This window comes from Streptomyces sp. NPDC051041 (genome assembly GCF_044456065.1).
Lineage (GTDB): Bacteria > Actinomycetota > Actinomycetes > Streptomycetales > Streptomycetaceae > Streptomyces > Streptomyces glaucus.
Genome location: NZ_JBITFM010000006.1, coordinates 16,405 through 43,000, shown reverse-complemented (window position 1 = coordinate 43,000; position 26,596 = coordinate 16,405). Strand labels below are relative to the sequence as shown.

The 26,596-nt window shown below is 72.5% G+C and carries 20 protein-coding genes and 1 pseudogene; 9 read left to right on the top strand and 12 right to left on the bottom strand.

The window, feature by feature from the left end; all coding sequences use genetic code 11:
* Positions 1-109 precede the first annotated feature (109 nt).
* Complete coding sequence (locus ACIBAI_RS12605) at positions 110-1,222, bottom strand: LacI family DNA-binding transcriptional regulator (RefSeq protein WP_399033528.1); 1,113 nt, start codon at positions 1,220-1,222, stop codon at positions 110-112.
* Positions 1,223-1,622: 400 nt separating this feature from the next.
* Between ACIBAI_RS12605 and hisC the strand changes: the two genes are divergently transcribed.
* The 5 genes from hisC (at position 1,623) to ACIBAI_RS12580 (ending at position 10,589) form a co-directional block, all read left to right on the top strand.
* A complete protein-coding gene (hisC, locus tag ACIBAI_RS12600) occupies positions 1,623-2,702 on the top strand; it encodes a histidinol-phosphate transaminase (RefSeq protein WP_399033527.1) in 1,080 nt (359 codons plus the stop codon).
* A gap of 666 nt (positions 2,703-3,368) precedes the next feature.
* Positions 3,369-4,874: a cytochrome ubiquinol oxidase subunit I gene (locus ACIBAI_RS12595; protein WP_399033525.1), complete on the top strand. Its 1,506-nt coding sequence runs from the start codon at positions 3,369-3,371 to the stop codon at positions 4,872-4,874.
* A 20-nt stretch (positions 4,875-4,894) separates the two neighbouring features.
* Positions 4,895-5,902, top strand: a complete 1,008-nt coding sequence (cydB, locus tag ACIBAI_RS12590) for a cytochrome d ubiquinol oxidase subunit II (protein WP_399033523.1) — start codon at positions 4,895-4,897, stop codon at positions 5,900-5,902.
* Positions 5,903-5,914: 12 nt separating this feature from the next.
* Positions 5,915-9,403 carry a thiol reductant ABC exporter subunit CydD gene (gene cydD / locus ACIBAI_RS12585; RefSeq protein WP_399033521.1) on the top strand — a complete coding sequence of 1,163 codons (3,489 nt, stop codon included), beginning with the start codon at positions 5,915-5,917 and terminating at the stop codon, positions 9,401-9,403.
* A 136-nt stretch (positions 9,404-9,539) separates the two neighbouring features.
* A complete protein-coding gene (locus ACIBAI_RS12580; protein WP_399033519.1) occupies positions 9,540-10,589 on the top strand; it encodes a peptidoglycan DD-metalloendopeptidase family protein in 1,050 nt (349 codons plus the stop codon).
* A gap of 6 nt (positions 10,590-10,595) precedes the next feature.
* On the opposite strand, the gene ACIBAI_RS12575 is transcribed toward ACIBAI_RS12580, so the two are convergent.
* From ACIBAI_RS12575 to ACIBAI_RS12560, 4 genes and pseudogenes are all read right to left on the bottom strand, one after another.
* The gene (locus ACIBAI_RS12575) at positions 10,596-11,513 is read right to left on the bottom strand and encodes a Cof-type HAD-IIB family hydrolase (protein ID WP_399033517.1); all 918 of its coding nucleotides are present in this window, start codon (positions 11,511-11,513) and stop codon (positions 10,596-10,598) included.
* A 65-nt stretch (positions 11,514-11,578) separates the two neighbouring features.
* Positions 11,579-12,481 (bottom strand): LLM class flavin-dependent oxidoreductase, encoded by a 903-nt coding sequence (locus tag ACIBAI_RS12570; RefSeq protein WP_399033516.1) that lies wholly within the window; start codon positions 12,479-12,481, stop codon positions 11,579-11,581.
* Positions 12,482-12,567: 86 nt separating this feature from the next.
* Positions 12,568-13,116: an RNA 2'-phosphotransferase gene (locus ACIBAI_RS12565; protein ID WP_399033964.1), complete on the bottom strand. Its 549-nt coding sequence runs from the start codon at positions 13,114-13,116 to the stop codon at positions 12,568-12,570.
* A gap of 253 nt (positions 13,117-13,369) precedes the next feature.
* Positions 13,370-14,281, bottom strand: a pseudogene (locus ACIBAI_RS12560) (alpha/beta fold hydrolase); the annotation flags it as partial.
* Positions 14,282-14,684: 403 nt separating this feature from the next.
* Here ACIBAI_RS12560 and ACIBAI_RS12555 point away from each other — a divergent pair.
* Genes ACIBAI_RS12555 through ACIBAI_RS12540 form a run of 4 tightly spaced genes read left to right on the top strand, consistent with a single transcriptional unit; the run spans position 14,685 to position 18,198 of the window.
* On the top strand, positions 14,685-15,653 hold the full coding sequence (locus ACIBAI_RS12555) for an ABC transporter ATP-binding protein (RefSeq protein WP_399033963.1): 969 nt from the start codon (positions 14,685-14,687) through the stop codon (positions 15,651-15,653).
* Entirely contained in the window at positions 15,643-16,560 is a 918-nt protein-coding gene (locus tag ACIBAI_RS12550; protein WP_399033515.1) for an ABC transporter permease, read from the top strand. Before ACIBAI_RS12555 ends, ACIBAI_RS12550 begins: the two co-directional genes overlap by 11 nt.
* Positions 16,557-17,468, top strand: a complete 912-nt coding sequence (locus ACIBAI_RS12545; RefSeq protein WP_399033513.1) for an ABC transporter ATP-binding protein — start codon at positions 16,557-16,559, stop codon at positions 17,466-17,468. Before ACIBAI_RS12550 ends, ACIBAI_RS12545 begins: the two co-directional genes overlap by 4 nt.
* A gap of 10 nt (positions 17,469-17,478) precedes the next feature.
* Positions 17,479-18,198: an ABC transporter permease subunit gene (locus tag ACIBAI_RS12540; protein WP_399033511.1), complete on the top strand. Its 720-nt coding sequence runs from the start codon at positions 17,479-17,481 to the stop codon at positions 18,196-18,198.
* 106 nt (positions 18,199-18,304) lie between these two features.
* Here ACIBAI_RS12540 and ACIBAI_RS12535 read toward each other — a convergent pair whose 3' ends face one another.
* The 7 genes from ACIBAI_RS12535 to ACIBAI_RS12505 form a co-directional block, all read right to left on the bottom strand.
* Positions 18,305-19,120: an HAD family hydrolase gene (locus ACIBAI_RS12535; protein ID WP_399033509.1), complete on the bottom strand. Its 816-nt coding sequence runs from the start codon at positions 19,118-19,120 to the stop codon at positions 18,305-18,307.
* Positions 19,117-20,394, bottom strand: coding sequence for a serine--tRNA ligase (serS, locus tag ACIBAI_RS12530; protein WP_399033507.1), 1,278 nt, complete (start codon positions 20,392-20,394; stop codon positions 19,117-19,119). The genes ACIBAI_RS12535 and serS overlap by 4 nt, the downstream gene beginning before the upstream one ends.
* Positions 20,395-20,966: 572 nt before the next feature.
* Positions 20,967-21,899: a prephenate dehydratase gene (gene pheA, locus ACIBAI_RS12525; protein WP_399033505.1), complete on the bottom strand. Its 933-nt coding sequence runs from the start codon at positions 21,897-21,899 to the stop codon at positions 20,967-20,969.
* Positions 21,900-22,002: 103 nt separating this feature from the next.
* Complete coding sequence (efeB, locus tag ACIBAI_RS12520; RefSeq protein ID WP_399033503.1) at positions 22,003-23,460, bottom strand: iron uptake transporter deferrochelatase/peroxidase subunit; 1,458 nt, start codon at positions 23,458-23,460, stop codon at positions 22,003-22,005.
* Positions 23,461-23,468: 8 nt separating this feature from the next.
* Complete coding sequence (locus ACIBAI_RS12515) at positions 23,469-25,433, bottom strand: copper resistance CopC/CopD family protein (protein ID WP_399033502.1); 1,965 nt, start codon at positions 25,431-25,433, stop codon at positions 23,469-23,471.
* A 13-nt stretch (positions 25,434-25,446) separates the two neighbouring features.
* The gene (locus ACIBAI_RS12510; RefSeq protein ID WP_399033500.1) at positions 25,447-25,899 is read right to left on the bottom strand and encodes a copper chaperone PCu(A)C; all 453 of its coding nucleotides are present in this window, start codon (positions 25,897-25,899) and stop codon (positions 25,447-25,449) included.
* The gene (locus tag ACIBAI_RS12505; protein WP_399033498.1) at positions 25,896-26,552 is read right to left on the bottom strand and encodes an SCO family protein; all 657 of its coding nucleotides are present in this window, start codon (positions 26,550-26,552) and stop codon (positions 25,896-25,898) included. Before ACIBAI_RS12505 ends, ACIBAI_RS12510 begins: the two co-directional genes overlap by 4 nt.
* Positions 26,553-26,596: the final 44 nt, after the last annotated feature.

The following is a 26,596-nucleotide window of genomic DNA, read 5'->3' as shown; positions in this document are numbered from 1 at the left end:
CCCCGATTGGACCAGGCTTCGACCAGCCGGCGACCGTGCTCGCCCGCCTTTCCCGGCTCTCCTCCGCCCCGTTTCGCGGCCTACCGACTCCTACGGTGACCGCGCAGGCCTACCGCTCGTCGGACGACCGCGGCGGGCTGACGGTCGTACGCGACGGACGGCGCTGGGAGGAGGTGCGCACGATCAGCTCGGTCGGTATCACCCGCTCGACCGGCTGTTCCGACTCGACGCCCTCGATGGCGTCGATCAGGAGCTGTACCACCGCCGTGCCGATGCGGCGCGGCTTCAGGGAGAGCGTGGTGACGGGCGGCTCGGTGTTGGCGTACACGGTGGATTCGCTGCAGCAGACCAGAAGCAGGTCGTCCGGTACACGCAGGCCGTAGCGACGGGCGGCGGCGAGCAGATCGGTGCCGTTGGGGTCGAACAGGCCGTAGACGGCGTCGGGCCGGTCGGGGCGGGCGAGCAGCCGGTCGGCGGCGACGGCGCCCGCGCACGGATCGTGCGCCGGGTAGGCCTCGTACACCGGGTCCTGGCCGGCGCGCTCGCACCAGCGCAGGTAGGCGGTCGTCGACAGATGGGTGTACGTGTCCGTGGTCGTGCCGGTGAGCAGGCCGATGCGGCGGGCGCCGGCGTCGGCCAGGTGGTCGAGGATGCCGAGCACGGCGGCCTCGTGGTCGTTGTCGACCCAGGCGGTGACCGGGAGGGAGCCGGCCGGGCGGCCGTCGGAGACGACCGGTAACCCCTGCCGGACCAGTTCGCTGACGACCGGGTCCTGGTCGGAGGGGTCGATGACGACGGTGCCGTCCAGGGCGACGTTCGACCACACGTCGTGGCGGGAGGTCGCCGGCAGGATGACGAGGGCGTAGCCGCGGGCGAGCGCGGCGGAGGTCGCGGCCCGGGCCATTTCGGCGAAGTACGCGAACTCGGTGAAGGTGAAAGGTTCATCCCCGTACGTCGTCACGGTCAGGCCGATGAGGCCCGACTTGCCGGTGCGGAGCGTGCGGGCGGCGGCCGACGGGCGGTAACCCAGCCGGTCGGCGACCTCGCGGACATGGCGTCGGGTGGCATCCGGGAGCCGGCCCTTGCCGTTGAGGGCGTCGGAGACGGTCGTGATGGAGACTCCGGCGGCGGCGGCCACGTCCCTGATGCCCGCCCGGCCCGGCCGGTTGCCTCGACGTGAGGTTTCCGCGCGGCTCACCTGGTGCTTCCCTGCTGCTGTCATGGCGTGCCGATAGTAGGGCTCATGCGGCGGGGTAGGGCGGACGCATATGCACTCGTTGACAGGCACGTTTCTGCATGATCATTCCTTGCCAAGTGCCTACGAAACAAAGGTAGTTGGGGCGCTTCATGCTAGGACGTGGCGTGTCGGCGCGTATGGGCCTGCCGAGTGGCCGATGTTGCGAAGAGGTCTCAACTCACCTTGACGGGGGATGCGCGCCACGGTGTGAACTACCGGCGCATAGATATATGTGTGACGCGCCCCCCGATTCGTACATCTTCCTGTGACGATGCCCCTGATGCCCTTGGGACGGACGAGGTCGTTTCTCGCACTACGCAGGGCCGCGGAATCCTCATAGGGTGAGGAGTATTCGATGCCGGTGGCGGTGACGAGGAGGACTGCGGTGAGCGAGACGAGGCCCAGGCTGCGCGCCGAGCTGGAGGGGATTCCCACCTACAAACCGGGCCGGTCCGCCGCGACCGGCGGTCCCGCGGCCTACAAGCTGTCCTCCAACGAGAACCCCTACCCGCCGCTGCCGGGCGTGATGGAGACCGTGACGGCCGCGGCCTCGTCCTTCAACCGGTACCCGGACCTGTTCTGCGCCTCCCTGGTCGACGAGCTGTCCGACCGGTTCGGCGTCCCCGTCTCCCACCTGGCCACCGGAACCGGCTCGGTCGGCGTGGCCCAGCAGCTGGTCCAGGCGACCTCCGGCCCGGGTGACGAGGTCGTCTACGCCTGGCGGTCCTTCGAGGCGTATCCGATCATCACGCAGATCGGCGGTGCGACCCCGGTGCAGGTGCCGCTGACCCCGGGCGATGTGCACGACCTGGACGCGATGGCGGACGCCGTCACCGACCGGACCCGGCTGATCTTCGTCTGCAACCCCAACAACCCGACGGGCACGGTGGTGCGGCGGGCCGAGCTGGAGCGGTTCCTCGACCGGGTGCCCGGCGACGTGCTCGTGGTGATCGACGAGGCCTACCGCGAGTTCATCCGCGACCCCGAGGTGCCGGACGGTATCGAGCTGTACCGCGACCGGCCGAACGTCTGCGTGCTGCGCACCTTCTCCAAGGCGTACGGCCTCGCCGGGCTGCGGGTCGGCTTCGCGGTCGCCCATGAGCCGGTGGCGGAGGCACTGCGCAAGACGGCGGTGCCGTTCGGAGTCAGCCAGCTCGCGCAGGAGGCGGCGATCGCCTCCCTGCGTGCCGAGGACGAGCTGCTCGGCCGGGTCGGTTCGCTGGTGTGCGAGCGCACGCGCGTGGTCGACGCGCTGCGCGCCCAGGGCTGGACGGTGCCGGAGACCCAGGCCAACTTCGTGTGGCTGCGGCTGGGAGAGCGCACGACCGCGTTCGCGGAGGCGTGCGAGCAGGCCGGCGTGGTCGTCCGTCCGTTCCCGGGTGAGGGAGTGCGGGTGACGATCGCGGAGACCGAGGGGAACGACATCTTCCTGAAGGTGGCGGAAGGGTTCCGCAAGGAGCTCTAGCGACTCGGGAAGAGCTCCAGCGGTTCCGCGGGGACCTTGCGCGTCGGCCGGCGACTTGATCGCCGGCCGATTCCTTGTGTACCGGGTCGCCGCCGCGAACGTCACCGGCAGGCGGCGGCCGCTGCCGGGGCGGCCCGAACCCGGGGGACCGCACGGGGCTGCGAGGCGGTACGCGTCTCCGCGAGGGGGGGGGGCTGGGGCCGGCGGGGGACATCGGGGGATGCCGTCGGTCCGGGAGGCGGCCGTGCCCGGCTCGGCGATCTCCCGGGGTGTCCGTTTCACGTGAAACGGACACGCCTGTGCCGAAGCGTCCTCCTCGCCTCCGGCGAGCGGCAGAGGGGGGGCGGCGCCTCGGCCGGGACCTGCGGGGCCGCAGTGTCGAAGGGGCCGGCGGGGTCTCCGCGAGCGCGAGCGCGCGCACGGGCGTGGGACCCGGATCCGGCCGGTGACGAGCCGGTGTGCCGAGCCGGAGACCCGGCGGGCTGGTGAAGTCCTCGCAGAGGGGTTGACATCACAGGGGACCCCCCTTCCGGATGCGAAAACCAGTAGGTCATAATTGCTTGTGAATGTGAACGCTTTCACAAGCGTGTCTGGTTACTCCTGAGATGGGTGTGTCATACACGCACAAACTGCCGCGGACCACGGCGATGTAAGGAGAACGACGACGTGGACATGGCTTTGGCGCCGGAGACCCTGGCGCGCTGGCAGTTCGGCATCACGACCGTCTACCACTTCCTGTTCGTCCCCCTGACGATCTCCCTGGCCGCCCTCACGGCCGGACTGGAGACCGCCTGGGTGCGCACGGGGAAGGAGAAGTACCTCAGGGCGACGAAGTTCTGGGGCAAGCTCTTCCTGATCAACATCGCGATGGGCGTGGTCACCGGCATCGTGCAGGAGTTCCAGTTCGGCATGAACTGGTCCGACTACTCCCGCTTCGTCGGTGACGTCTTCGGCGCGCCGCTCGCCTTCGAGGCACTGATCGCCTTCTTCTTCGAGTCGACCTTCATCGGCCTGTGGATCTTCGGCTGGGACAAGCTGCCGAAGAAGATCCACCTGGCCTGCATCTGGATGGTCTCCATCGGCACGCTGCTGTCGGCGTACTTCATCCTCGCGGCCAACTCGTGGATGCAGCACCCGGTCGGCTACCGGATCAACGAGGAGAAGGGCCGTGCCGAGCTGACCGACTTCTGGCTGGTCCTCACCCAGAACACCACGCTCAACCAGGTCTTCCACAGCTTCTCCGCGGCCTTCCTGACGGGCGGCGCCTTCATGGTGGGCATCGCCGCCTTCCACCTGATGCGCAAGAAGCACATCCCCGTGATGCGGACCTCGCTGCGGCTCGGCCTGGTCACCCTGGCGGTCGGCGGCCTGCTCACCGCGGTCAGCGGCGACACCCTCGGCAAGGTGATGTACGAGCAGCAGCCGATGAAGATGGCCGCCGCGGAGGCCCTGTGGGACGGCGAGAGCCCGGCGCCCTTCTCCGTCTTCGCATACGGGGACGTCGACGAGGGGCACAACACGGTCGCCCTGGAGATCCCCGGACTGCTGTCCTTCCTCGCCCACAGCGACTTCGAGTCGTACGTGCCCGGCATCAACGACACCAATGAGACCCTGCGGGAGAAGTTCGGCCCCGGTGACTACAAGCCCATCGTCCCCGTCGCCTACTGGGGCTTCCGCTGGATGATCGGCTTCGGCATGGCGTCCTTCTCCCTCGGCCTGCTGGGACTGTGGCTCACCCGGAAGAAGTTCCTCCTGCCGGCCGCCCTGCGCACGGGGGAGGACGAGGTACCGCATCTGGTGCTGCTGAAGAAGCCGCTCGGGCCGAGGTTCTCCCGGCTGTACTGGCTGCTGGCGCTCTGGACGATGGGGTTCCCGCTGATCGCCAACTCCTGGGGCTGGATCTTCACCGAGATGGGCCGTCAGCCGTGGGTCGTCTACGGCGTGATGCAGACCCGGGACGCGGTCTCCCCCGGTGTCTCCCAGGCCGAGATCCTCACCTCGATGATCGCCTTCACCGCGCTGTACGCCGTCCTCGCCGTCGTCGAGGTCAAGCTGCTCGCGAAGTACGTCAAGGCGGGCCCGCCCGAGCTGACCGAGGCCGACCTCAATCCGCCCACGAAGATCGGCGGCGACACCCGTGACGCCGACAGGCCGATGGCCTTCTCCTACTAGGCCGAGGGAGCTGCACAGTCATGGAACTGCACGACGTCTGGTTCGTCCTGATCGCCGTCCTGTGGACCGGTTACTTCTTCCTGGAGGGCTTCGACTTCGGGGTCGGCGTCCTGACCAGGCTGCTTGCCCGCAACCGGCCCGAGAAGCGGGTGCTGATCAACACCATCGGCCCCGTCTGGGACGGCAACGAGGTGTGGCTGCTGTCGGCCGGCGGCGCGACCTTCGCCGCCTTCCCCGAGTGGTACGCCACCCTCTTCTCCGGCTTCTACCTGCCCCTGCTGGCCATCCTGATCTGCCTGATCGTCCGCGGCGTGGCCTTCGAGTACCGGGTCAAGCGGCCCGAGGAGAGCTGGCAGCGCAGGTGGGAGACGGCGATCTTCTGGACCTCGCTGATCCCCGCGTTCCTGTGGGGTGTGGCCTTCGGCAACATCGTGCGCGGAGTGAAGATCGACGCGGACTTCGAGTACGTCGGCGGCCTCGGGGATCTGCTCAACCCCTACGCCCTGCTCGGCGGTCTGGTGACGCTGACGCTGTTCACCTTCCACGGGACGGTGTTCGTCGGGCTGAAGACGGTCGGGGAGATCAGGGAACGGGCTCGGACGCTGGCGCTCCGGGTCGGTGCCGTCACCGCCGGCGTCGTCCTGCTCTTCCTGCTCTGGACGCAGGCGGACAGCGGCAACGCCAGCAGCCTGATCGCCCTGGCGGTGGCCGTCGGCGCACTGGTCGTGGCGCTGGCGGCGGTCAGGGCCGGGCGCGAGGGATGGGCGTTCACCCTGTCCGGCGTCACGATCGTGGCCGCCGTGGCGATGCTCTTCCTGTCGCTCTTCCCGAACGTCATGCCGTCCTCGCTCGACGACGACTGGAGCCTGACGGTCGCCAACGCCTCGTCCAGCCCGTACACCCTGAAGATCATGACCTGGTGCGCGGGCATCGCCACGCCGCTGGTCCTGCTCTACCAGTCGTGGACCTACTGGGTGTTCCGCAAGCGGATCGGCACTCAGCACATCGCCCCCGACATCGCGCACTGAGGTGTGTTTCACGTGAAACCGATCGACCCGCGGCTGCTCCGATACGCCCGCGCCACCCGGCTCTTCCTGGTGGCGGTCGTCGGCCTGGGCGCCGTCAACGCCGGGTTGGTCATCGCGCAGGCGATGCTCATCGCTCAGGTCGTCGTCGGCGCGTTCCAGCACGGCATGTCCGCCGCCGGACTGCGCGCTTCCCTGCTCTCGCTGGTGGCCGTCGCCTGCGGCCGGGCGGTGGTCTCCTGGCTGACCGAACTCGCCGCCCACCGGGCGAGCGCGGCGGTGAAGTCGGAACTGCGCGGGCGGCTGCTGGATCGTGCCACGCGGCTGGGGCCGGGCCGGCTCGGCGGGCAGCGGACCGGATCGCTGGTCGCCCTGGCCACCCGCGGGGTCGACGCGCTCGACGACTACTTCTCGCGCTACCTGCCGCAACTGGGGCTCGCGGTCGTGGTCCCCGTGGCGGTGCTGGCGCGGATCGTCACGGAGGACTGGGTGTCGGCGGCCGTCATCGTCGGCACCCTGCCGCTCATTCCGGTCTTCATGATGCTGATCGGCTGGGCCACCCAGTCCCGGATGGACCGGCAGTGGCGGCTGCTGTCCCGGCTGTCCGGGCACTTCCTGGACGTGGTCGCGGGGCTGCCCACGCTGAAGGTGTTCGGGCGGGCCAAGGCGCAGGCCGAGTCGATCCGGCGGATCACCGGCGAGTACCGGAGGGCGACCATGCGGACGCTGCGCATCGCCTTCCTGTCGTCGTTCGCACTGGAACTGCTCGCCACGATCTCGGTCGCCCTGGTCGCCGTGACGATCGGCATGCGGCTCGTCCACGGCGAGATGGACCTCTACACCGGCCTGGTCATCCTCATCCTCGCGCCCGAGGCGTACCTGCCCCTGCGCCAGGTCGGGGCCCAGTACCACGCGGCGGCCGAGGGGCTCTCGGCGGCCGAGGAGATCTTCGCGGTCCTGGAGACGCCCGTACCGGCGCCGGGGACCGGCGCCGTGCCGGCGGGCGCCCTCTCCTTCGAGGGCGTGACCGTCCGCTACCCCGGGCGGTCCGCGGACGCCGTGTCGGACGTGAGCTTCTCGGTCGAGCCCGGGGAGACGGTCGCGCTCGTCGGGCCGAGCGGCGCGGGCAAGTCGACGCTGCTCGACGTGCTCCTCGGGTTCGTGCGGCCGACCCGGGGGAAGGTCCGGATCGGGGGAGCCGACCTCGCCGGCCTGGATCCGGAGCAGTGGCGCTCGCGCATCGCGTGGGTGCCGCAGCGACCGCACCTGTACGCCGGGACCATCGCCGACAACGTCCGGCTGGCCCGGCCCGGAGCGGACGACGACGCGGTCCGGCGGGCGCTGCGGGACGCCGGGGCGCTGGAGTTCGTGGAAGCGCTGCCCGAGGGACTCGAAACCGTGCTCGGTGAGGACGGGGCCGGCCTGTCGGCCGGACAGCGGCAGCGGCTGGCGCTGGCCCGGGTGTTCCTCGCGGACCGTCCGGTGCTGCTGCTCGACGAGCCGACGGCCGCGCTGGACGGGGCCACCGAGGCCGAGGTCGTGCAGGCGGTGCGGCGGCTGGCGGCGGGCCGGACGGTACTGCTGGTGGTGCACCGGCCGGCACTGCTGGCGGTGGCGGACCGGGTGGTACGGCTGGCCGGAGAGACGGCTCCCGTGCGCGCGGGGACCGGGCGTACGGCGCCCGGGGTCCGCCGTGTCGAGGAGGGGCCGGCGGACGCCCGCGCGGCCGGTGCGCCCGAGCGCGTGACGTCCGGGGGCGGTGTGCTGGCGCGGGTGCGCGCCCTGTCCCGGGCCCGTCGAGGCCGGCTGGGCCTCGCGCTGCTGCTCGGCAGCCTCGCCCTCGGCAGCGCCGTCGGCCTCATGGCCACGTCCGGCTGGCTCATCTCCCGGGCCTCGCAGCAGCCGCCGGTGCTGTATCTGATGGTGGCCGTCACCGCGACGCGGGCCTTCGGCATCGGCCGGGCCGTGTTCCGGTACGCCGAGCGGCTGGTGTCGCACGACGCCGTGCTGCGGATGCTGGCCGACACGCGGGTCGCCGTGTACCGCAGGCTGGAGCGGCTGGCGCCCGCCGGACTGCGCCGCGCCCGCCGGGGCGACCTGCTGTCCCGGCTCGTCGCCGACGTGGACGCGCTGCAGGACTACTGGCTGCGCTGGCTGCTGCCCGCCGGTGCCGCGGTGGTGGTGTCCGCGGGGTCCGTCGCCTTCACCGCCTGGCTGCTGCCCGAGGCCGGAGCCGTGCTCGCGGCCGGTCTGCTGGCGGCCGGGGCGGGTGTTCCGCTGCTCACCGCAGCTGTGGCGCGGCGGGCCGAGCGCAGGCTGGCCCCCGCCCGGGGAGAACTCGCCACGCGCGTGACCGACCTGCTCACCGGCACCGCCGAGCTGACCGTCGCCGGTGCTCTGCCCGCCCGTGCCGCCGCGGCGCGGCGGGCCGACGGCACGCTCACCCGGATCGCCTCCCGCGCCGCCACCGCCACCGCGCTCGGCGACGGGCTCACCGCCCTGATCTCGGGGCTCACCGTCGCGGGCGCCGCCCTCGTCGGGGCTCAGGCGGTGGCCGACGGGCGGCTGGCCGGCGTGGCGATGGCCGTCGTCGTCCTCACGCCGCTGGCCGCCTTCGAGGCCGTCCTCGGGCTGCCGCTCGCCGTGCAGTACCGGCAGCGGGCGCGCAGGAGCGCGGAACGCGTCTACGAGGTGCTGGACGCGCCGGAGCCCGTACGGGAGCCGGAGCGGCCCCGCAAGGCGCCCGGAACGCCGTTCCCGCTGGTCGTCAGGGGGCTGGCCGCCCGGCACGCCGGGCAGGACCGGGACGCGCTCGCCGGGCTGGACCTGACCTTGGAGGAGGGCCGCCGGGTGGCGGTGGTCGGGCCGTCCGGGTCCGGCAAGACGACGCTGGCGCAGGTGCTGCTGCGGTTCCTGGACGCGGACGCCGGCTCGTACACGCTGGCCGGCGTGGACGCGTACGCCCTCGGCAGCGACGACGTACGGCGGCTCGTCGGACTGTGCGCCCAGGACGCGCACCTCTTCGACAGCTCCGTGCGCGAGAACCTGCTGCTGGCCAAGCGGGACGCCACCGAGGCCGAGCTGCGCGACGCGCTCGCCCGGGCCCGGCTGCTCGACTGGGCCGACGGGCTGCCCGACGGGCTCGACACGCTGGTCGGGGAGCACGGGGCGCGCCTGTCCGGCGGCCAGCGACAGCGGCTGGCGCTCGCCCGGGCGCTGCTCGCCGACTTCCCCGTCCTGGTGCTCGACGAGCCCGCCGAGCATCTCGATCTGCCGACCGCCGACGCGCTCACCGCCGATCTGCTGGCCGCCACCGAGGGCCGGACGACCCTGCTGATCACCCATCGGCTGGCGGGACTCGAGGCCGTGGACGAGGTCGTCGTGCTGGACGGGGGGAGCGTGGTGCAGCGGGGACCGTATCCGGAGCTGGCCGCCGTGGCGGGGCCGCTGCGGACGATGATCGAGCGGGAGGCGGAGGCGGAGCAGCCGGTGGGGGCGCGCTGACGGCGGCCGGTGACGGAGCGGACCGGCCCGCCGGCGGTGCCGCTCCCGCCCGTACTGGGCCATGTGCAGCAATGCGTCCCCCGGCTGTACGACACGAACAGGACCTGGGGCCGTCGCGCGGGTCACGATCGCTGACATGCGTTCATCCCGCCGCCGTCCCTGGCTCGTTCCGGCGCTGCTGTGCGCGCTCGCCGTGCTCGCTGCCCGCCCCACCGACGCGGCGGAGGAGGACGGCGGCACCGGGTCCGGCATCAGCGCGCAGGTGGCGCAGCTGTACGAGGACGCGGCCCGGGCGACGCGGCGGTACGAGGACGGGCGGCGTGAGGCCGAGGCGCAGCGGGCGCGGGCGAAGCGGCTCGAAGGGCTGCTCGACCGCGAGCGGCGGGAGATCGCCGTGCTGCACGAGGACCTGGGCCGGATGGCGCGCGCCCAGTACCGCAGCGGCGGCGGGCTGCCGCTCGCCGCGCACCTGGTCCTCGCCGACGATCCGGAGGAGCTGATGCGGGGCCGGCGGGCCGTGCGGCAGGCGGAGCTGGCCGTGGACAACGCGGTCGGCAGGAGCCGGCGGGCACAGGACCGGCTCGCCGCCGACGAGGCCAGGGCCCGGGCGGCCTGGCAGGAACTGGAGCGGCGGAACGCCGAACTCGCCGCTCTGAAGAAGGACATCGAGCGGAGGCTCGAGGCGGCGCGGGTGCGGTTGCAGGGGCAGGCGGAGGCCTCGGTCACGGCCGGCAGCTGCCGCGGCGCCACGCGGCTGGACCAGCCGGAGACCGGTTTCACGGATTCCTGGGTGGCGCCGGTGGAGACGTACGTGCTGTCCGCGGGTTTCGGCAGTGGCGGCGCACGGTGGGTGAACCGGCACACCGGGCAGGACTTCGCGGTGCCGGTCGGCACGCCGGTGCGGGCGGTCGGCGCGGGCCGGGTGGTGCGGGTCTCCTGCGGCGGTGCCTTCGGCATCGAGATCGTGGTCCGGCACGCGAACGGCTACTACACGCAGTACGCCCATCTCGCCGCCGTCGCCGTCGACCAGGGGGAGCGCGTCTCGCCGGGGCAGTGGATCGGCCAGTCGGGCAACACCGGCAACTCCACCGGTCCGCACCTGCACTTCGAGGTACGGGTCACTCCGCAGCTGGGCTCGGCGGTGGACCCGGTGTCGTGGCTGGCACGGCGAGGGGTGCCGCTGTGACGCGGACTAGGCGTGTTCCGCCAGCATCCGCTCGATCACGACCGCCACTCCGTCCTCGTTGTTGGCGACCGTCCGCCCCGACGCGGCGGCGATCGCGTCCGGGTGCGCGTTGCCCATCGCGTACGACTGGCCCGCCCAGGTCAGCATCTCCACGTCGTTCGGCATGTCCCCGAACGCGACGACCTCCTCGTGCGAGATGCCGCGCTCGGCGCAGCACAGGGCGAGCGTGCTGGCCTTGGAGACGCCCGGGCCGCTGATCTCCAGCAGGGCGCTGGGGCTGGAACGGGTGACGTTGGCGCGGTCGCCGATGGCGAGCCGGGCCAGGGTGAGGAACGCGTCCGGATCGAGCTCGGGGTGGAAGGCCAGGATCTTCAGGACCGGCTCGGCGGCCGCGGGACCGTCCGGAGCGAGCAGTTCCTCGGCGGACGCGAAGGCGTCGGGGACCTCCAGGTGCATCTTCGGATACGCCGGCTCCTGGTGGAAACCGTACGTCTGCTCCACCGCGTACGCCGTGTCCGGCGCCGCCTCGCGCAGCAGTCGTACGGCGTCCAGCGCGTTCTCCCGGGCCAGCTCCCGCACCTTCACGAACCGGTGGGCGCCGGGGCCGCCGTGCAGGTCGACGACGGCGGCGCCGTTGCCGCAGATGGCCAGGCCGTGGCCGTGGACGTGGTCGCTGACGACGTCCATCCAGCGGGCCGGTCGGCCGGTGACGAAGAAGACCTCGATGCCCGCCTCCTCGGCGGCGGCCAGCGCGGCGACCGTGCGCGGGGAGACCGACTTGTCGTCACGCAGCAGTGTGCCGTCCAGGTCGGTGGCGATCAGGCGGGGGCGGACGGTGGCGGCCGGGGTTTCGGGCTGGCGAGTCGCTGAGGTCACCCGGCCATTGTCCCGTACCGGTCCGCACGCCCGTGCGGGAGCCCGCACATCTGTGAGGTACGGCTCTCGCCCGGCGCTCCGGGAGGACCGGCTCGGCCGGTCTCCTCGCCGGTTCAGTCCAGCTGGGCCGGTGCCTCCACGGCGATCCGCTCGAAGACCTTCTCGTCCGCCGCGAAGTCCGAGTCGGGGATCGGCCAGTGGATCACGATCTCGGTGAAGCCCAGTTCCCGGTGCCGGCCCGCGAAGTCCACGAACGCGTCCAGGGACCGCAGCGGCCGGTTGCGGTCCGGGGTGAAGCCGGTGAGCAGGATCTTGTCGAGGGTGCTCACGTCACGGCCGATCGCCGCGCAGGCCTCGGCCAGCCTCTCGACCTGCCCCCGCAGCGCTCGCACCGACTGCTCGGGGGTGCCGTCCTCATACAGCTTGGGGTCGCCCGTGGTCACCCACGCCTGACCGTGCTCCGCGGCGAGCCTCAGCCCGCGCGGCCCGGTGGCGGCCACCGCGAACGGCAGCCGGGGCCGCTGCACACAACCCGGTACGGTGCGTGCCTCGTGCGCCGAGTAGAAATCGCCCTCGTACGACACGGCGTCCTGCGTCAGCAACCGGTCGAGCAGCGCGACGAACTCGGCGAACCGGTCGGCCCTCTCGCGGGGTGTCCACGGTTCCTGACCGAGGGCCGTGGCGTCGAACCCGGTGCCGCCCGCTCCGATGCCGAGCGTGATCCGACCGCCGGAGATGTCGTCGAGGGAGATCAGCTCCTTGGCGAGAGTCACCGGGTGCCGGAAGTTGGGCGAGGTCACCAGGGTGCCCAGACGTATCCGGTCGGTGACGGCCGCGGCGGCGGTCAGGGTCGGCACGGCGCCGAACCAGGGGCCGTCACGGAAACTGCGCCAGGACAGGTGGTCGTAGGTGTACGCGGTGTGGAAGCCGAGTCGTTGGGCACGGACCCATGCCGAACGTCCGCCCTCGTGCCAGCGGCGGTAGGGGAGGATCACGGTGCTCAGACGCAGACTCATGGCACCGACCCTATGCGGCCGCCGGCGTTTCACGTGAAACGGTCCGCGTGGTCACCGGGCGGCCTCTCCCGTCCGATCGCGTGGTGTCAGTGCCCTGCGGAAAACCGCAGATATTGCGGCGGTACGGCCCGGGTGAGCCACACGCCGTTCGCGCTGACGCGGAAGACATGACCGTCGCGGTGCATGGCGGCCGCGTCCACCGAGAGCACGACGGGCCGGCCCCGCCGGGCGCCGACGCGGGTGGCGGTCTCGCGGTCGGGCGAGAGGTGGACGTCGTGCCGGCTCATCGGCCTGAGCCCCTCGGCGCGGATCGCGTCCAGGTGGCGGGCGACGGTGCCGTGGTAGAGGTACGGCGGCGGAGGCGACGGCGGCAGTCCGAGGTCGACGTCGACGCTGTGGCCCTGACTGGCCCGGATCCGGGTGCCCTCCACCGCGAAGCGCCTCTTGTCGTTGGTGGCGACCACGTGGTCCAGCTCTTCCCGCGTGAACCGGAAGCCGTGCGCGGCGCACGCGGCGATCAGGTCGTCGATCTCCGCCCAGCCGCCCTCGTCGAGGGCGAGCCCGATGCGCTCCGGCTGGTGCCGCAGGTGCTTGGAGAGGTACTTCGAGATCTTCACGGTGCGTCCGTCGTCCATCCGGCTGCCGTTCATCCCTCCAGCATGCCGGGAGAGACGCACATCACGCGAAAGATTTCGCTTCCGATGTTTGATCCACAGCGAAATATGGTTATCCACAGGCGGATTGAAGATTCTGTGGACAACGGTCCCTCGACGCACAGGACTTGGGCACGACCGCCCTCGTGCGAGCCGGCCGGAGGCGAGCCGGCCGACGTCCGCGCCGGCGGCCTTCTCCGACGGGCGGCTCCACCCGGTCGGCGTGCCGGCCCTACGCCGTCGCCTGCGGCCCGTCGCCCTCCACGGACGTCACGAACTCGGTGATCCAGGCGGCCAGCCGGTCGGGCCGGGTGCGCGGAGCCCAGTGCCCCGCCGCAAGGGTGCGCCGGGTCAGCCGCGGCGCCCACAGTTCCAGCTCGTCGTGGAGCCGCTCCGACAGGAACGGGTCGCCCAGCGGCGTGATGAGCTGCACGGGCGCGTGTGCGTACGCGTCCGTGCGCGGGGCGCGCAGCCGGGACCGCACGTTGTCGCGGTACAGCCACGCCCCGTGTGCCGCGTCGGACCGCAGCGAGGGGGCCGGGTAGTCGTCGGCGCGCACCTTCCCGGCGCGCTCGAGGATCCCCGGCCAGCGGGCGCCGAGCGGGCCGCGCCAGGCCAGTTCGGGCAGCACGGGCGTGTGCAGCAGGCAGACGTACCAGGACCTGGCGCCCTGGCCGAGCAGCTGGGCGATCCGGCGCGGGGTGGGGCGCCTCAGGCGCTTGCCGAACCAGTGCCCGAGGTGGTCCAGGGACGGCCCGGACATCGAGGTGAAGGAGGCGATCCGCCCCTCGGTGCGCCGGACGGTGACGAACTCCCAGGACTGCACCGAGCCCCAGTCGTGCCCCACCAGGTGGACGGGCCGGCCGGGGCTGACCGCGTCCGCGACCGCCAGGAAGTCGTCCGTCAGCTTCTCCAGCGTGAACCCGCCGCGCAGCGGCCGCGGCGCCGTCGAGCGGCCGTGGCCGCGGACGTCGTACAGCACCACGTGGAAGCGCCCGGCCAGCCGCGTCGCGACCTCGGACCACACCTCCTTGCTGTCCGGGTAGCCGTGCACCAGGACCACCGTCGGCCGGTCCGGGTCACCCAGCTCGGCCACGCACAGTTCGACCCCGCCGGTTCGCACCCGGCGCTCGCGCGCACCCTCCACGTCACTCCTCCTCCGCCGGCCCCGCTCCGGGCCTCCCGGACTCCTCGAACGCCCTCGATCCCCGGGCCTCCCGCCCTCCGGGTTCCCGGGCCCCGCCCCGGTACCCCGCCCGCCGCGGCGGGTCCGGCCGCCCACCGGTCCCCGCCCGCCGCGCCACGCGCACCGCGGCACCGGGGCCCGGCGGTGACCACGGACCGCGCGGGCAGGGAGCCGCCGGACGGTGGACGGCGGCACCGACGCGGAGCAGCCCGGGGGCGGGCGAGGACGAACCGGGACGGGAGCCGTGACGCGATGAGACCTCGGGGTGACCCTCCGGGATCCGTACGACTCCAGGGGGAGACCGAGACGGCTCTGCGGGCTGACGACCCCGGTGGCCCGCGTCACTACCGTCGAAGGCGTGACTGTGATCGCGACCGAAAGCCTGAGCAAGCGGTTCCCCCGGGTGACCGCGCTCGACCGGCTCTCCGTGGACGTCGGGCCCGGTGTGACCGGACTCGTCGGAGCCAACGGGGCCGGCAAGTCCACACTGATCAAGATCCTGCTGGGTCTCTCCCCCGCCACCGAGGGCCGCGCCGAGGTACTCGGACTCGACGTCGCCACCGAGGGCGCCGCCATCCGCGAGCGCGTCGGCTACATGCCGGAGCACGACTGCCTGCCGCCGGACGTCTCGGCCACCGAGTTCGTCGTCCACATGGCGCGCATGTCCGGGCTGCCGCCCGCCGCCGCGCGCGAGCGCACCGCGGACACCCTGCGCCACGTCGGCCTGTACGAGGAGCGCTACCGCCCCATCGGCGGCTACTCGACCGGCATGAAGCAGCGCGTGAAGCTGGCCCAGGCCCTCGTCCACGACCCGCAGCTGGTCTTCCTGGACGAGCCGACCAACGGCCTGGACCCGGTCGGCCGCGACGAGATGCTCGCCCTGATCCGCCGCGTCCACACCGATTTCGGCATCTCGGTCCTGGTCACCTCGCACCTGCTGGGCGAACTGGAGCGCACCTGCGACCACGTCGTCGTCATCGACGGCGGCAAGCTGCTCCGCGCCAGCTCCACCACGGACTTCACGCAGACCACGACGACCCTGGCGATCGAGGTCACCGACAGCGACGAGCACCCGGACGGCACCCGCGCGGTGCGCGACGCGCTGCACACGCGCGGGGTGACCGTCGAGGACGGCGGCGGTCTGCCCGGCGCGGGCCGGGTGCTGCTGCTCACCGCGCGGGGCGAGGAGACGTACGACCTGGTCCGGGACGTGATCGCCGACCTCGGCCTGGGCCTGGTGCGCATGGAGCAGCGCCGGCACCGCATCGCGGAGGTCTTCCGGAGCAGTGACGAGCACGAGCAGCGGAAGGAGGAGGCCGGCCATGGCGGTTGAGCAGCCCCTGGGAACGCCGGTCGCCCCGTCGGGCGACCAGACCCGCATCCACGACATCGGCTACCGCGCCTACGACGGTCCCCGCCTGGGCCGGGCCTACGCCCGCCGCTCCCTGTACGCGCAGTCCCTGCGCGGCGCCTACGGCCTCGGCCGCTCGGCGAAGTCCAAGGTGCTGCCGGTGCTGCTGTTCGTGGTGATGTGCGTGCCCGCGGCCATCATGGTCGCCGTCACCGTGGCCGCCAAGGGGAAGGAGCTGCCGCTCGACTACACGCGCTACGCGATCGTCATGCAGGCCGTGATCAGCCTGTACGTCGCCTCGCAGGCCCCCCAGTCCGTCTCGCGCGACCTGCGCTTCAGGACCGTGCCGCTGTACTTCTCGCGGCCCATCGAGACCGCCGACTACGTGCGCGCCAAGTACGCGGCACTGGCGTCGGCCCTGTTCGTCCTCACCGCCGCCCCGCTGCTGGTGCTGTACGCGGGCGCGCTGCTGGCCAAGCTCGACTTCACCGACCAGACCGAGGGGTTCGCGCAGGGACTCGTCTCGGTGGCCCTGCTTTCCCTGCTCTTCTCCGGCATCGGCCTGGTCATCGCCTCGGTCACCCCGCGCCGCGGCTTCGGCATCGCGGCCGTGATCGCCGCGCTGACCATCTCCTACGGCGCGGTCTCCACCCTGCAGGCCATCGCGGACGCGCAGGGCAGCACCGGAGCCATCGCCTGGATCGGCCTGTTCTCGCCGATCACGCTCATCGACGGCGTGCAGTCCGCGTTCCTGGGCGCGCGTTCCATCTTCCCCGGAGGGGTGGGCCCGGGCACCGCCGAGGGCGTCGTCTACGTCCTCGTCTGCCTCGGCCTGATCGCCGCCGCCTACGGCCTGCTGACGCGCCGCTACAAGAAGGTGGGACTGTGACGACTCTCTCCCTGGACCACGTCTCCCGCTGGTTCGGCAACGTGGTCGCCGTCAACGACATCACGATGACGATCGGCCCCGGCGTCACCGGCCTCCTCGGCCCGAACGGCGCCGGGAAGTCCACCCTCATCAACATGATGGGCGGCTTCCTCGCCCCCTCCACCGGCACGGTCACCCTCGACGGACAGCCCGTGTGGCGCAACGAGCGGATCTACCGGCACATCGGCGTCGTCCCCGAGCGCGAGGCGATGTACGACTTCCTCACCGGCCGTGAATTCGTGCTGGCCAACGCCGAGCTGCACGGTCTGGGCGCCCAGGCCGCCCGGAAGGCGCTCGCCACCGTCGAGATGGAGTACGCGCAGGACCGGAAGATCGCCACCTACTCCAAGGGCATGCGGCAGCGCGTGAAGATGGCCTCCGCGCTGGTCCACGACCCGTCGCTGCTGCTGCTCGACGAGCCGTTCAACGGCATGGACCCGCGTCAGCGCATGCAGCTGATGGAGCTGCTGCGGCGCATGGGCGACGAGGGCCGCACGGTGCTGTTCTCGTCCCACATCCTCGAAGAGGTCGAGCAGCTCGCCCGGCACATCGAGGTCGTCGTCGCGGGCCGGCACGCGGCCAGCGGCGACTTCCGCAGGATCCGCCGCCTGATGACCGACCGGCCGCACCGCTACCTGGTGCGCTCCAGCGACGACCGCGCCCTGGCGGCAGCGCTGATCGCCGACCCGTCCACGTCCGGCATCGAGGTGGACGTGACCGAGGGCGCGCTGCGCGTCCAGGCCGTCGACTTCGGCCGCTTCACGGCCCTGCTGCCGCGGGTGGCGCGCGACCACGGCATCCGCCTGCTCACGGTCTCGCCGTCCGACGAGTCCCTCGAGTCCGTCTTCTCGTACCTGGTCGCGGCGTAGGAGGCCCACGATGTACGACCCCACAGTCGCCCGGCTCACCTACCGGGCCCTGCTCGGCCGTCGCCGGGCCCTCATCCTGGGCGCGCTGCCGCTGCTCCTGCTGGTGATCGCCGTGGCGGTGCGGGCCCTGGCCGGGGCCGACGACCAGACGGCGGCGGACGTGCTGGGCGGGTTCGCGCTCGCCACCATGGTCCCGATCATCGGCGTCATCGCGGGAACCGGCGCGATCGGACCGGAGATCGACGACGGCTCGGTGGTGTACCTGCTGTCCAAGCCGATCAGACGGCCGGTCATCATCTCCACCAAGCTGATCGTCGCGATCGCCGTGACGATGGCCTTCTCCGCGGTGCCGACCCTGATCGCCGGCCTGATCCTGAACGGCAACGGCCAGCAGGTCGCCGTCGCCTACACGGTGGCCGCGCTCGTCGCCTCCATCGCCTACGCCGCGCTCTTCCTGCTGCTGGGCACGGTGTCCCGGCACGCGGTGGTGTTCGGCCTGGTCTACGCGCTGGTCTGGGAGGCCCTGTTCGGCAGCCTGGTCCCCGGGGCGCGCACCCTGAGCGTCCAGCAGTGGTCGCTGGCGGTGGCCCAGGAGATCTCCGACGGCGGTCTGGTGATCTCGGACGTCGGGCTGCCCACCGCGACGGTGCTGCTCGCGGCGGTCACCGTTCTCGCGACCTGGTACGCGGGGCGGAGACTGCGGTCGCTGACGCTCGCCGGGGAGGAGTAGCGGCCCCGGTCCGGACAGGGGTTCCGCCCCTGTCCGGACGCGCCGGGCGGGGGAGTCCGCGCGGTCCGCGGGGGACCGCCGTGCCATTGTCCGCCCGGGCGGGCGGCTACGCCAGCAGCCGTTCCAGCACCACCGCGATCCCGTCCTCCTCGTTGGAGGACGTCACCTCGTCCGCGACGGCCTTCAGCTCCGCGTGGGCGTTGGCCATCGCCACTCCCCGCGACGCCCAGGCGAACATCGGGATGTCGTTCGGCATGTCGCCGAAGGCGATCGTGTCCGCCGCCCTGAGCTTCAGGCGGCGGGCGGCCAGCGACAGGCCCGTCGCCTTGGACAGGCCGAGGGGGAGCAGTTCGACTATGCCCTCACCGGCCATGGTGACCGTGACGAAGCCGCCCGCGGCCTGGTCGGCCACCTTGGCCAGTTCGTCGTCCGAGAGGGTCGGATGCTGGATGTAGATCTTGTTCAGCGGCGCGGTCCACAGGTCCGACGCGTCCGTGAACGGGATCGCGGGCAGCGTGCCGTGGACCTCGTACCCGGGGCCGACCAGCACCTCGCCGTCCAGCCCGTCGCGGCTGGCGGCCAGGAACAGCGGGCCGACCTCCGCCTCGATCTTCGCCAGGGCCACGCCCGCCAGCTGCCGGTCCAGGGTCACCGAGGTGAGCAGACGGTGCTCCCCGGCGTGGTACACCTGCGCGCCCTGGCCGCAGACGGCGAGACCGTCGTAGCCGAGGTCGTCCAGGATGTGCCGGGTCCAGGGCACCGCGCGGCCGGTGACGACGATGTGCGCGGCGCCCGCCGCGGCAGCCGCGGCGAGCGCGTCACGGGTACGCCGGGAGATCGATTCGTCGGAGCGCAGCAGCGTGCCGTCGAGGTCGGTGGCGATCAGCCGGTGGGGAAAGCCCGGAGCAGCGGTCGTACTCACTCGGCGACCGGTTCCAGGATCTCCCGGCCGCCCAGGTAGGGGCGCAGCACCTCGGGCACGCGCACGGAGCCGTCGGCCTGCTGGTGGTTCTCCAGGATCGCCACGATCGTGCGCGGTACGGCGCACAGCGTGCCGTTGAGCGTGGCCAGCGGGCGGACCTGCTTGCCCTCGCGCACGCGGATCGACAGGCGGCGGGACTGGAACTCGGTGCAGTCCGAGGTCGAGGTGAGCTCGCGGTACTTGCCCTGGGTCGGGATCCACGCCTCGCAGTCGAACTTGCGGGCGGCCGAGGCGCCCAGGTCGGCCGAGGCGACGTCGATCACGCGGAACGGCAGCTCCAGCGAGGTCAGCCACTGCTTCTCCCACTCCAGCAGGCGCTGGTGCTCGGCCTGCGACTCCTCCGGAGCGACGTAGGAGAACATCTCGACCTTGTCGAACTGGTGGACGCGGAAGATGCCCCGGGTGTCCTTGCCGTGCGAGCCGGCCTCGCGGCGGAAGCAGGGCGAGAAGCCCGCGTAGCGCAGCGGCAGGCGGTCGGCGTCGATGATCTCGTCCATGTGGTACGCGGCGAGCGGCACCTCGGACGTGCCGACCAGGTACAGGTCGTCCTTGTCGAGGTGGTAGACGTCCTGGGCCGCCTGGCCGAGGAAGCCGGTGCCCGCCATCGACTGGGGGCGGACCAGCGCCGGGGTCAGCATCGGCGTGAAGCCGGCCGCCGTGGCCTGCGCCATCGCCGCGTTCACCAGGGCCAGCTCCAGCAGGGCGCCGACGCCGGTGAGGAAGTAGAAGCGGGAGCCGGAGACCTTCGCGCCGCGCTCGACGTCGATGGCGCCGAGGAGCTGGCCGAGTTCCAGGTGGTCCCTGGGTTCGAAGCCCTCGGCGGCGAAGTCGCGGATCGTGCCGTGCGTCTCCAGCGTGACGAAGTCCTCCTCGCCGCCCACGGGCACGTCCGGGTGGACGAGGTTGCCGAGCTGGAGCAGCAGCTGCTGGGTCTCGGCGTCGGCCGCGTCGCGCTCGGCGTCGGCCGCCTTGACGTCGGCGGCGAGCTGGCTCGCCTTCTTCAGCAGCTCGGCCTTCTCGTCCCCGGCCGCCTTGGGGATGAGTTTGCCGAGCGCCTTCTGCTCGGCACGCAGTTCGTCGAAGCGGACGCCGGACGACCTGCGCCGCTCGTCGGCAGACAGCAGGGCGTCGACGAGCGCGACGTCCTCTCCACGGGCGCGCTGGGAGGCGCGCACACGGTCGGGGTCCTCACGGAGCAGGCGAAGGTCAATCACGCGGTCAAGGCTACCGGTGCGGGGTGACAGCCCACGACTCGCTGTTCCGGGTGCCGCTCCGACCGGGCCCCGGATTCCGTTACGAGCGAAATGCCCCGGGTTCCGACGGCTGTCAATAAAAGGTGCCGAGACCCACGGAAAAGGTAGGCCGGAAGGCGGCCGGTTGACTCGTCTTCCTTGTGAGGAGCGGGACTTGAGTCCGGTTGTCCACAGGCATCCACACTTCCCGAAGAGTTATCCACAGGCTGTGGGGAAGGTCTGTGGACTTCGGAATTGATCCTTCCGGAAACCGTGATCGCGCCTCGAAATTCACGGCGCAAACCCACTCCATCCTCACGTTCGAGTGGAAAAAGGTCACCCGGAAGAGTTGCCGAAGGGAAAACGCCGAACGAAGGCCGATCCGCGGGCCGGTGGACGCCGCGCAGGTCCACAGGGTGATTTGTCGACTCTGTCTCCCCCGGCGACGGGCTTGTCCCCAGGCGCGGGGACCCGCCTGTGGATAACGTCTGTGGACAACCGAAGGTATGCAGGTAGGACCGGTCAGGCCTGCTCGGTACCGGCGGTCCCGGTGCCTAGAACCGGCCGTCCTGGCACCGCGCCACCCAGTCCGCCGCCGCCACGAACTCCTCGTCGGAGGTGCCCGGCAGCGGGCGGCGTACGTCCGCCACGGCCACGTCCGCGCGGGGATACGAACCCAGGAAGCGTACCTGGAGGCAGATCCGCTTCAGGCCCATCAGGGCCTCGGCGACCCTGCGGTCGGAGATGTGGCCCTCGGCGTCGATGCAGAAGCAGTAGTTGCCGATGCCGGCGCCGGTGGGGCGGGACTGCAGCAGCATCAGGTTGATGCCCCGCGTGGCGAACTCGCCCAGCAGGTCGCGCAGGCCGCCGGGGTGGTCGTCGCGCTGCCACAGCACGACGGACGTCTTGTCCGCGCCGGTCGGCGCCGCGGGCCGGGCGGGCCGGCCCACCAGCACGAACCGCGTCTGGGCGTTCTCCGCGTCGTGGATCCCGGTCTCCAGCGCCTCCAGCCCGTACCGGGCGGCGGCGAACTCGCCGGCGAAGGCGGCGTCGTACCGCCCCTCCTGGACCAGGCGGGCGCCGTCCGCGTTGGAGGCGGCCGACTCCCAGACGGCGTCCGGGAGGTTCGTCCTCAGCCAGTTGCGCACCTGCGGCTGCGCGGCCGGGTGGGCGGTGACCGTCTTGATGTCGGACAGCTCGGTGCCGGGGCGGACCAGCAGCGCGAAGGTGATCGACAACAGCACCTCGCGGTAGATCATCAGCGGCTCGCCCGCGACCAGCTCGTCCAGGGTGGTGGTGATGCCGCCCTCGACGGAGTTCTCGATCGGCACGAACGCGGCCTCGGCCTCCCCGTTCCGCACCGCGTCCAGCGCGGACTGCACGGACACGTACGGGACGAGTTCCCTCGTGGCCGCCTCGGGCAGGGTGCGCAGGGCGACTTCGGTGAAGGTGCCCTCGGGGCCGAGATACGCGTAGCTCGCTGCCATGAGCTCACCCTAATGGGCCGCGGCCGGACGCCGGGCACGCTTGCCGTCCCGGCCACTCCCCGGGGCGACCCCCGCCCTCCCTCGTGCTCCCGTGAGGCGACTCTCATCCCTCCAGCAGCCGCTGCCCCACGTACTCCCCCTCGGCCGCTCCCCCCGGCACCGCGAACAAGCCGCTCGCCTCGTGCCGGATGAACGGCGACAGGGCGTCTCCCCGGTCCAGCTTGCGCTGCACCGGCACGAAGCCGCGCAGCGGGTCGGCCTGCCAGCAGATGAACAGCAGTCCGGCGTCCGGGGTCCCGTCGGCGCCGAAGCCGTCGTGGTACGAGAAGGGGCGGCGGAGCATGGCCGCGCCGCCGTTCTGGTCGGGCCGGGTGATCCGGGCGTGCGCGTTGACGGGGACGACCGGGTTGCCCCGGGCGTCGGTCTTCTCCAGGTCCATCTCGGTCGTCTCGGTGCCCCCGGTGAGCGGCGCCCCGTCGGACTTGCGGCGTCCGATGACGGCCTCCTGCTCCTCGACCGGGAGCCGCTCCCAGTCGTCGAGGAGCATGCGGATCCGGCGGACGACGACGTAGGAGCCGTTCGCCATCCAGGCCGGCTCCCCGGACTCGGGGACGAAGATCCGCCGGTCGAAGTCGGAGTCCGTCGGCGCGGGGTTGCGGGTGCCGTCGATCTGGCCCATCAGGTTGCGGGTCGTCATGGGCCGCGAGGTGGCGCCCGGCGAGCGGTTGAAGCCGTTCATCTGCCAGCGGACCCGGGCGGCGGAGCCGGCGTCCTTCTGGATCGCGCGCAGGGCGTGGAAGGCGACCAGGGCGTCGTCGGCGCCGATCTGCACCCACAGGTCGCCGTCGCTGCGGGCCTTGTCGAGGTGGTCGGAGGAGAAGGCGGGCAGCGGGTCCAGGGCGGCCGGGCGCTGCTTCGCCAGCCCGGTCCTGCCGAAGAAGCTGTGGCCGAAGCCGAAGGTGAGGGTCAGGGACGACGGCCCGGCGTCGCGGGCCACGTCCGTGTCGTCCTGGGCGGCCGGCTCGCCCGCCATCAGCCGCCGGGCCGTCTCCGACCAGCGGCGCAGCAGCGCGGCGGCCTCCTTGCGGCCGGCGCCCGCCGCCAGGTCGAAGGCGACGAGGTGCCCGCGCGCCTGCATCGGCGTGGTGATGCCGGGCTGGTGCTTCCCGTGGAACGCCACCCGGCCGGCGCCGAGCGAGGTGAGCGGCACGGCCTCGGCGGGCCGGGCCGCGTACCCCGCCGCCCCGCCCGCCGCACCGAGCACGAGCCCGGTGGCGCCGGCGGTGCCGAGGAGCCGGCGGCGCGAGATCCCCTCCCCGGGGGCCGTCCCGGAGCGGGGCCCCGCCGCGGACTCCTCCGGGGACACCCGTGAGGACTCCTTCGCGGACTTCTTCGGGGACACCCGTGAGGACTCCTCGGCGGGTTCCTTCACGGGGCTCTTCGCGGACCCCCGCAGGGATCCCTTCGAGGACCCGCTCGACGACCCCTTCAGGGCGCCCTCCCGGGCCCCGCCGGGGGCCGCCTCAGGGGTACGGGCCCCCGGAATGGACTGGTCAGCCATGGTGCGGTTCAGCCGATCTGCGCGTTCTTGGAGACGGTCACCTGGTCGATGTCGGAGGTCCGCACGGTCGCGGCGATCTTCCAGTCGCCGCCCATGGGGATCTGCACTCCGCTCGCCGACCAGTGTCCGGTGGTGATGTGGTCGGGGACGACGGGCAGCGGCCCGATGTCCCGGGACGGGAGGGTGAGGGCGATCTTCAGCTCGGGGACGTCGAAGGCGCGGCCGTCGGGCCGCTCGACGTAGACGTGCAGGGTGTTGCCGCCCACGCGCGCGGGGTCGAGGTCGATGCGCACGACGCCCTCGCCGTCCTCGCCGCCGGTGTCGAAGGGCAGGTCGAGGGTCAGCGCCCCGGACGACGACGCGGCGGACGAGGCGGCCGCCCGGGCCCCCTCCTCGGTGCGTCCCGGCTCGGTCTGGGTCAGCGCGGTGGTGACGGCGAGCAGGACGACGGCGACGCAGGTCTCGGCGAGCACCGAGCGGCGCAGCCCGGACCGGTCCGGGTCGGCGTCCCGCAGCCGCTTGCGGCGCGCGGCCTCCACCGCGGCCCGCTGCCGGGCGAGCTGGGCGGCCCGCTCGGGGTCGCCGGCGGCGGCCCGGACCGCGACGCGCTCCTTCACGGGCTCCGTGCGGGACTCCTCGCCCGGCTCCTCGGCGCGGTCCTCGGCCGGTCCCGCGGTCCGCCCGCGCACCGCGGCGGGTCCCGCCTCCGCCAGCCGCGCCGTCCACCGCCGCGAGAAGGACGCGACGCCGACCAGCACCACCACGAGCCCGAGCTTGACGAGCAGCAGCTGCCCGTACCGGGTGTCGGTGAACGCCGTCCACGAGCCGAGCTGGCGCCAGGACTGGTAGATCCCGGTCGCGGCCAGCGCGAGCACGCTGCCGAACGCGACCCGCGAGAACCGGCGCACGGCGACGGCCTCGACGGGCGCCTCCCCGGACGTCCGGTACAGCGCCACGAGCAGGGCGGCGAGCCCGCCGAGCCAGGCGGCGACGGCGAGCAGGTGCACGATGTCGACCGGCATGGCGACGCCGGGCTGGAGCCCGGTGGAGGCGTGCTCGGCCATCGCCCAGCTCGCCGCGAGCCCGGCCGCGACCACGGCCCCGCCGGCGGCGAGCCCGAAGGTCAGGTCCCGCTTCTCCTTGGCCGCCTCCTCGTCGCCGGCCCCGTCCGTGCCGTCCGCGTCCGCCACGTGCTTGGCGTACGTCCCGAAGAGCACGGCGATGAACAGCGCCGCCGCCGCGAGCAGCAGCAGCCGGGACACCAGCGAGGCGCCCGCCTTGGTCTGCAGCACCTGCCCCAGCAGGGTCAGGTCGAAGACGTCGCCGAGCTTGCCGGAGCCGGTGTAGGAGCCGCGCAGCAGGAGCAGCAGGAGGGTGGCCGCGGTGAGCGCGAGCCATCCGGAGACGACCAGCCGCTGCACCGCCCGCACCCCCGAGCCGCGCTGCCAGCAGGCCAGGACGAAGGCGGCCCCGCCGGCCAGCACGACGAAGCCGGCGTACGACACGTACCGCCCGGCGCCGTACAGCAGGCCGACGATCCCGCCGCCCGCCTCCTGGCCGGCCGCCGGGACGGAGGTCTTGGACGGGGCGCCGATGGAGAAGGTGAAGGCGCCGGCCACCGGATGGCTGTCCGCCGACACCACCCGGTAGGTCACCGTGTACGTGCCGTCGGGCAGGCCGGAGTGCAGCCGCACCGTGTACGTGGTGCCGCCGGCACCGGCCGGCTCGCCGTCGTCGACGCGCTTGCCCCGGGGGTCGAGCACGCGCAGCGCGTCGCCGTCCACCGCGACCCGCTCGGAGAAGGTCAGCGAGACCTGGGCCGGGGCCCGGTCGACCACCGCCCCCTGCCGGGGGTCGCTGCCGGTCAGCGCGGCGTGCGCGGAGGCGGGGCCGGCGCCGGCGAGCAGCGCGCCGGTGACGGCCAGGAGCAGCAGCACCAGGGTCCGGACGCGGGGGGCGATGGTCTGCGTCAAGGTGGTCCCTCCCTCAGTGTCCGGTCGGCGGGGTGTAGGTGGCCGGCTTCACCGGCATGTCGACCCGGACGGGGTCGGAGTGGGCGAAGCGCAGCTCGACGGAGACCGTCTCACCCTCCTTCGGCCGGCGCCTCAGTTTTTCGAACATCAGATGGCCGCCGCCGCTTTCCAGGACGAGCCGGCCGTGCGCCGGGACGGTGAGGGCGCGCACCTCCCGCATGGTCCCGTCGGCGGTCTCGTGCACCGTGACCTCGTCCGCGGCGTCGCTCGTGACCGAGGTCAGCCGGTCCTCGGCGCCGCCCTCGTTGGTGATGGTGAGGAAACCGGCCGCCATGGAGCCGGAGACCGGCTGCGGCATGTAGGCGGCGCTGACCGAGAGGTCGGCGGCGCCCGCGCCGTCCCCGCCGCAGCCCGCGAGGAGCAGGGCGCCGGCGAGCACCGCGGCGGGCACCGCGAGGCCTCTCACGGCTTCTCCCCCTTGACGATCCTGGGGAGGTCCCGGGTGTAGTCCTCGACCGTGGCGTCCTCGCCGTAGAGGACGTACCCGTCGTCGGTCTTCGGCGAGAACGCGACGACCTGGGTGCCGTGGGCGGAGACGATCTCGCCGTTCTCGTCCTTGTGCGGCGCCTCGATGGAGATGCCGAGGGTGCGGGCGCCGGCCTGGACGGTGGCGAAGTCACCGGTCAGGCCGACGATCTGCGGATCGATGCCCTTGAGCCACTTGCCGAGTTCGGACGGGGTGTCGCGCTCGGGGTCGGTGGTGACGAACACGACGCGCAGCTCGTCCTGTTCCGCCTCGGACAGCTGCTTCTTGGCCACCGCGATGTTGTTCATCGTCAGCGGGCAGACGTCGGGGCAGTGGGTGTAGCCGAAGTAGACCAGCGTCGGCTTGCCCGCCGTCTCCTCGCGGAGGTCGTACTTCTCGCCCCGGGTGTCGGTGAGGACCAGGTCCGGCTTCTCGAACGGCTTGTCGAGGACGGTGGCGGCCCGCTGGGCGCCCGCCTCCTCGGAGACCACGGAGACGGGCTGGGCGGCGGTGTCCTCGCCGCCGCCGCACGCGGTCAGGGTCAGGGAGGCGGCGGCGAGCAGCGCGGCCGCGGCGAACGTCTTCTTGCGCATGGAAAAATGTCCCAGATGTGAGTGATCCGGTGTGCGCCGGGGTC

Coding starts and splice junctions, on each gene's coding strand:
- cydB (WP_399033523.1), top strand. CDS start 4,895: ATGGAACTGCACGACGTCTGGTTCGTCCTGATCGCCGTCCTGTGGACC.
- ACIBAI_RS12565 (WP_399033964.1), bottom strand. CDS start 13,116: ATGGACGACGGACGCACCGTGAAGATCTCGAAGTACCTCTCCAAGCAC.
- ACIBAI_RS12550 (WP_399033515.1), top strand. CDS start 15,643: ATGGCGGTTGAGCAGCCCCTGGGAACGCCGGTCGCCCCGTCGGGCGAC.
- ACIBAI_RS12580 (WP_399033519.1), top strand. CDS start 9,540: ATGCGTTCATCCCGCCGCCGTCCCTGGCTCGTTCCGGCGCTGCTGTGC.
- ACIBAI_RS12540 (WP_399033511.1), top strand. CDS start 17,479: ATGTACGACCCCACAGTCGCCCGGCTCACCTACCGGGCCCTGCTCGGC.
- efeB (WP_399033503.1), bottom strand. CDS start 23,460: ATGGCTGACCAGTCCATTCCGGGGGCCCGTACCCCTGAGGCGGCCCCC.
- ACIBAI_RS12605 (WP_399033528.1), bottom strand. CDS start 1,222: ATGACAGCAGCAGGGAAGCACCAGGTGAGCCGCGCGGAAACCTCACGT.
- pheA (WP_399033505.1), bottom strand. CDS start 21,899: ATGGCAGCGAGCTACGCGTATCTCGGCCCCGAGGGCACCTTCACCGAA.
- ACIBAI_RS12505 (WP_399033498.1), bottom strand. CDS start 26,552: ATGCGCAAGAAGACGTTCGCCGCGGCCGCGCTGCTCGCCGCCGCCTCC.
- ACIBAI_RS12570 (WP_399033516.1), bottom strand. CDS start 12,481: ATGAGTCTGCGTCTGAGCACCGTGATCCTCCCCTACCGCCGCTGGCAC.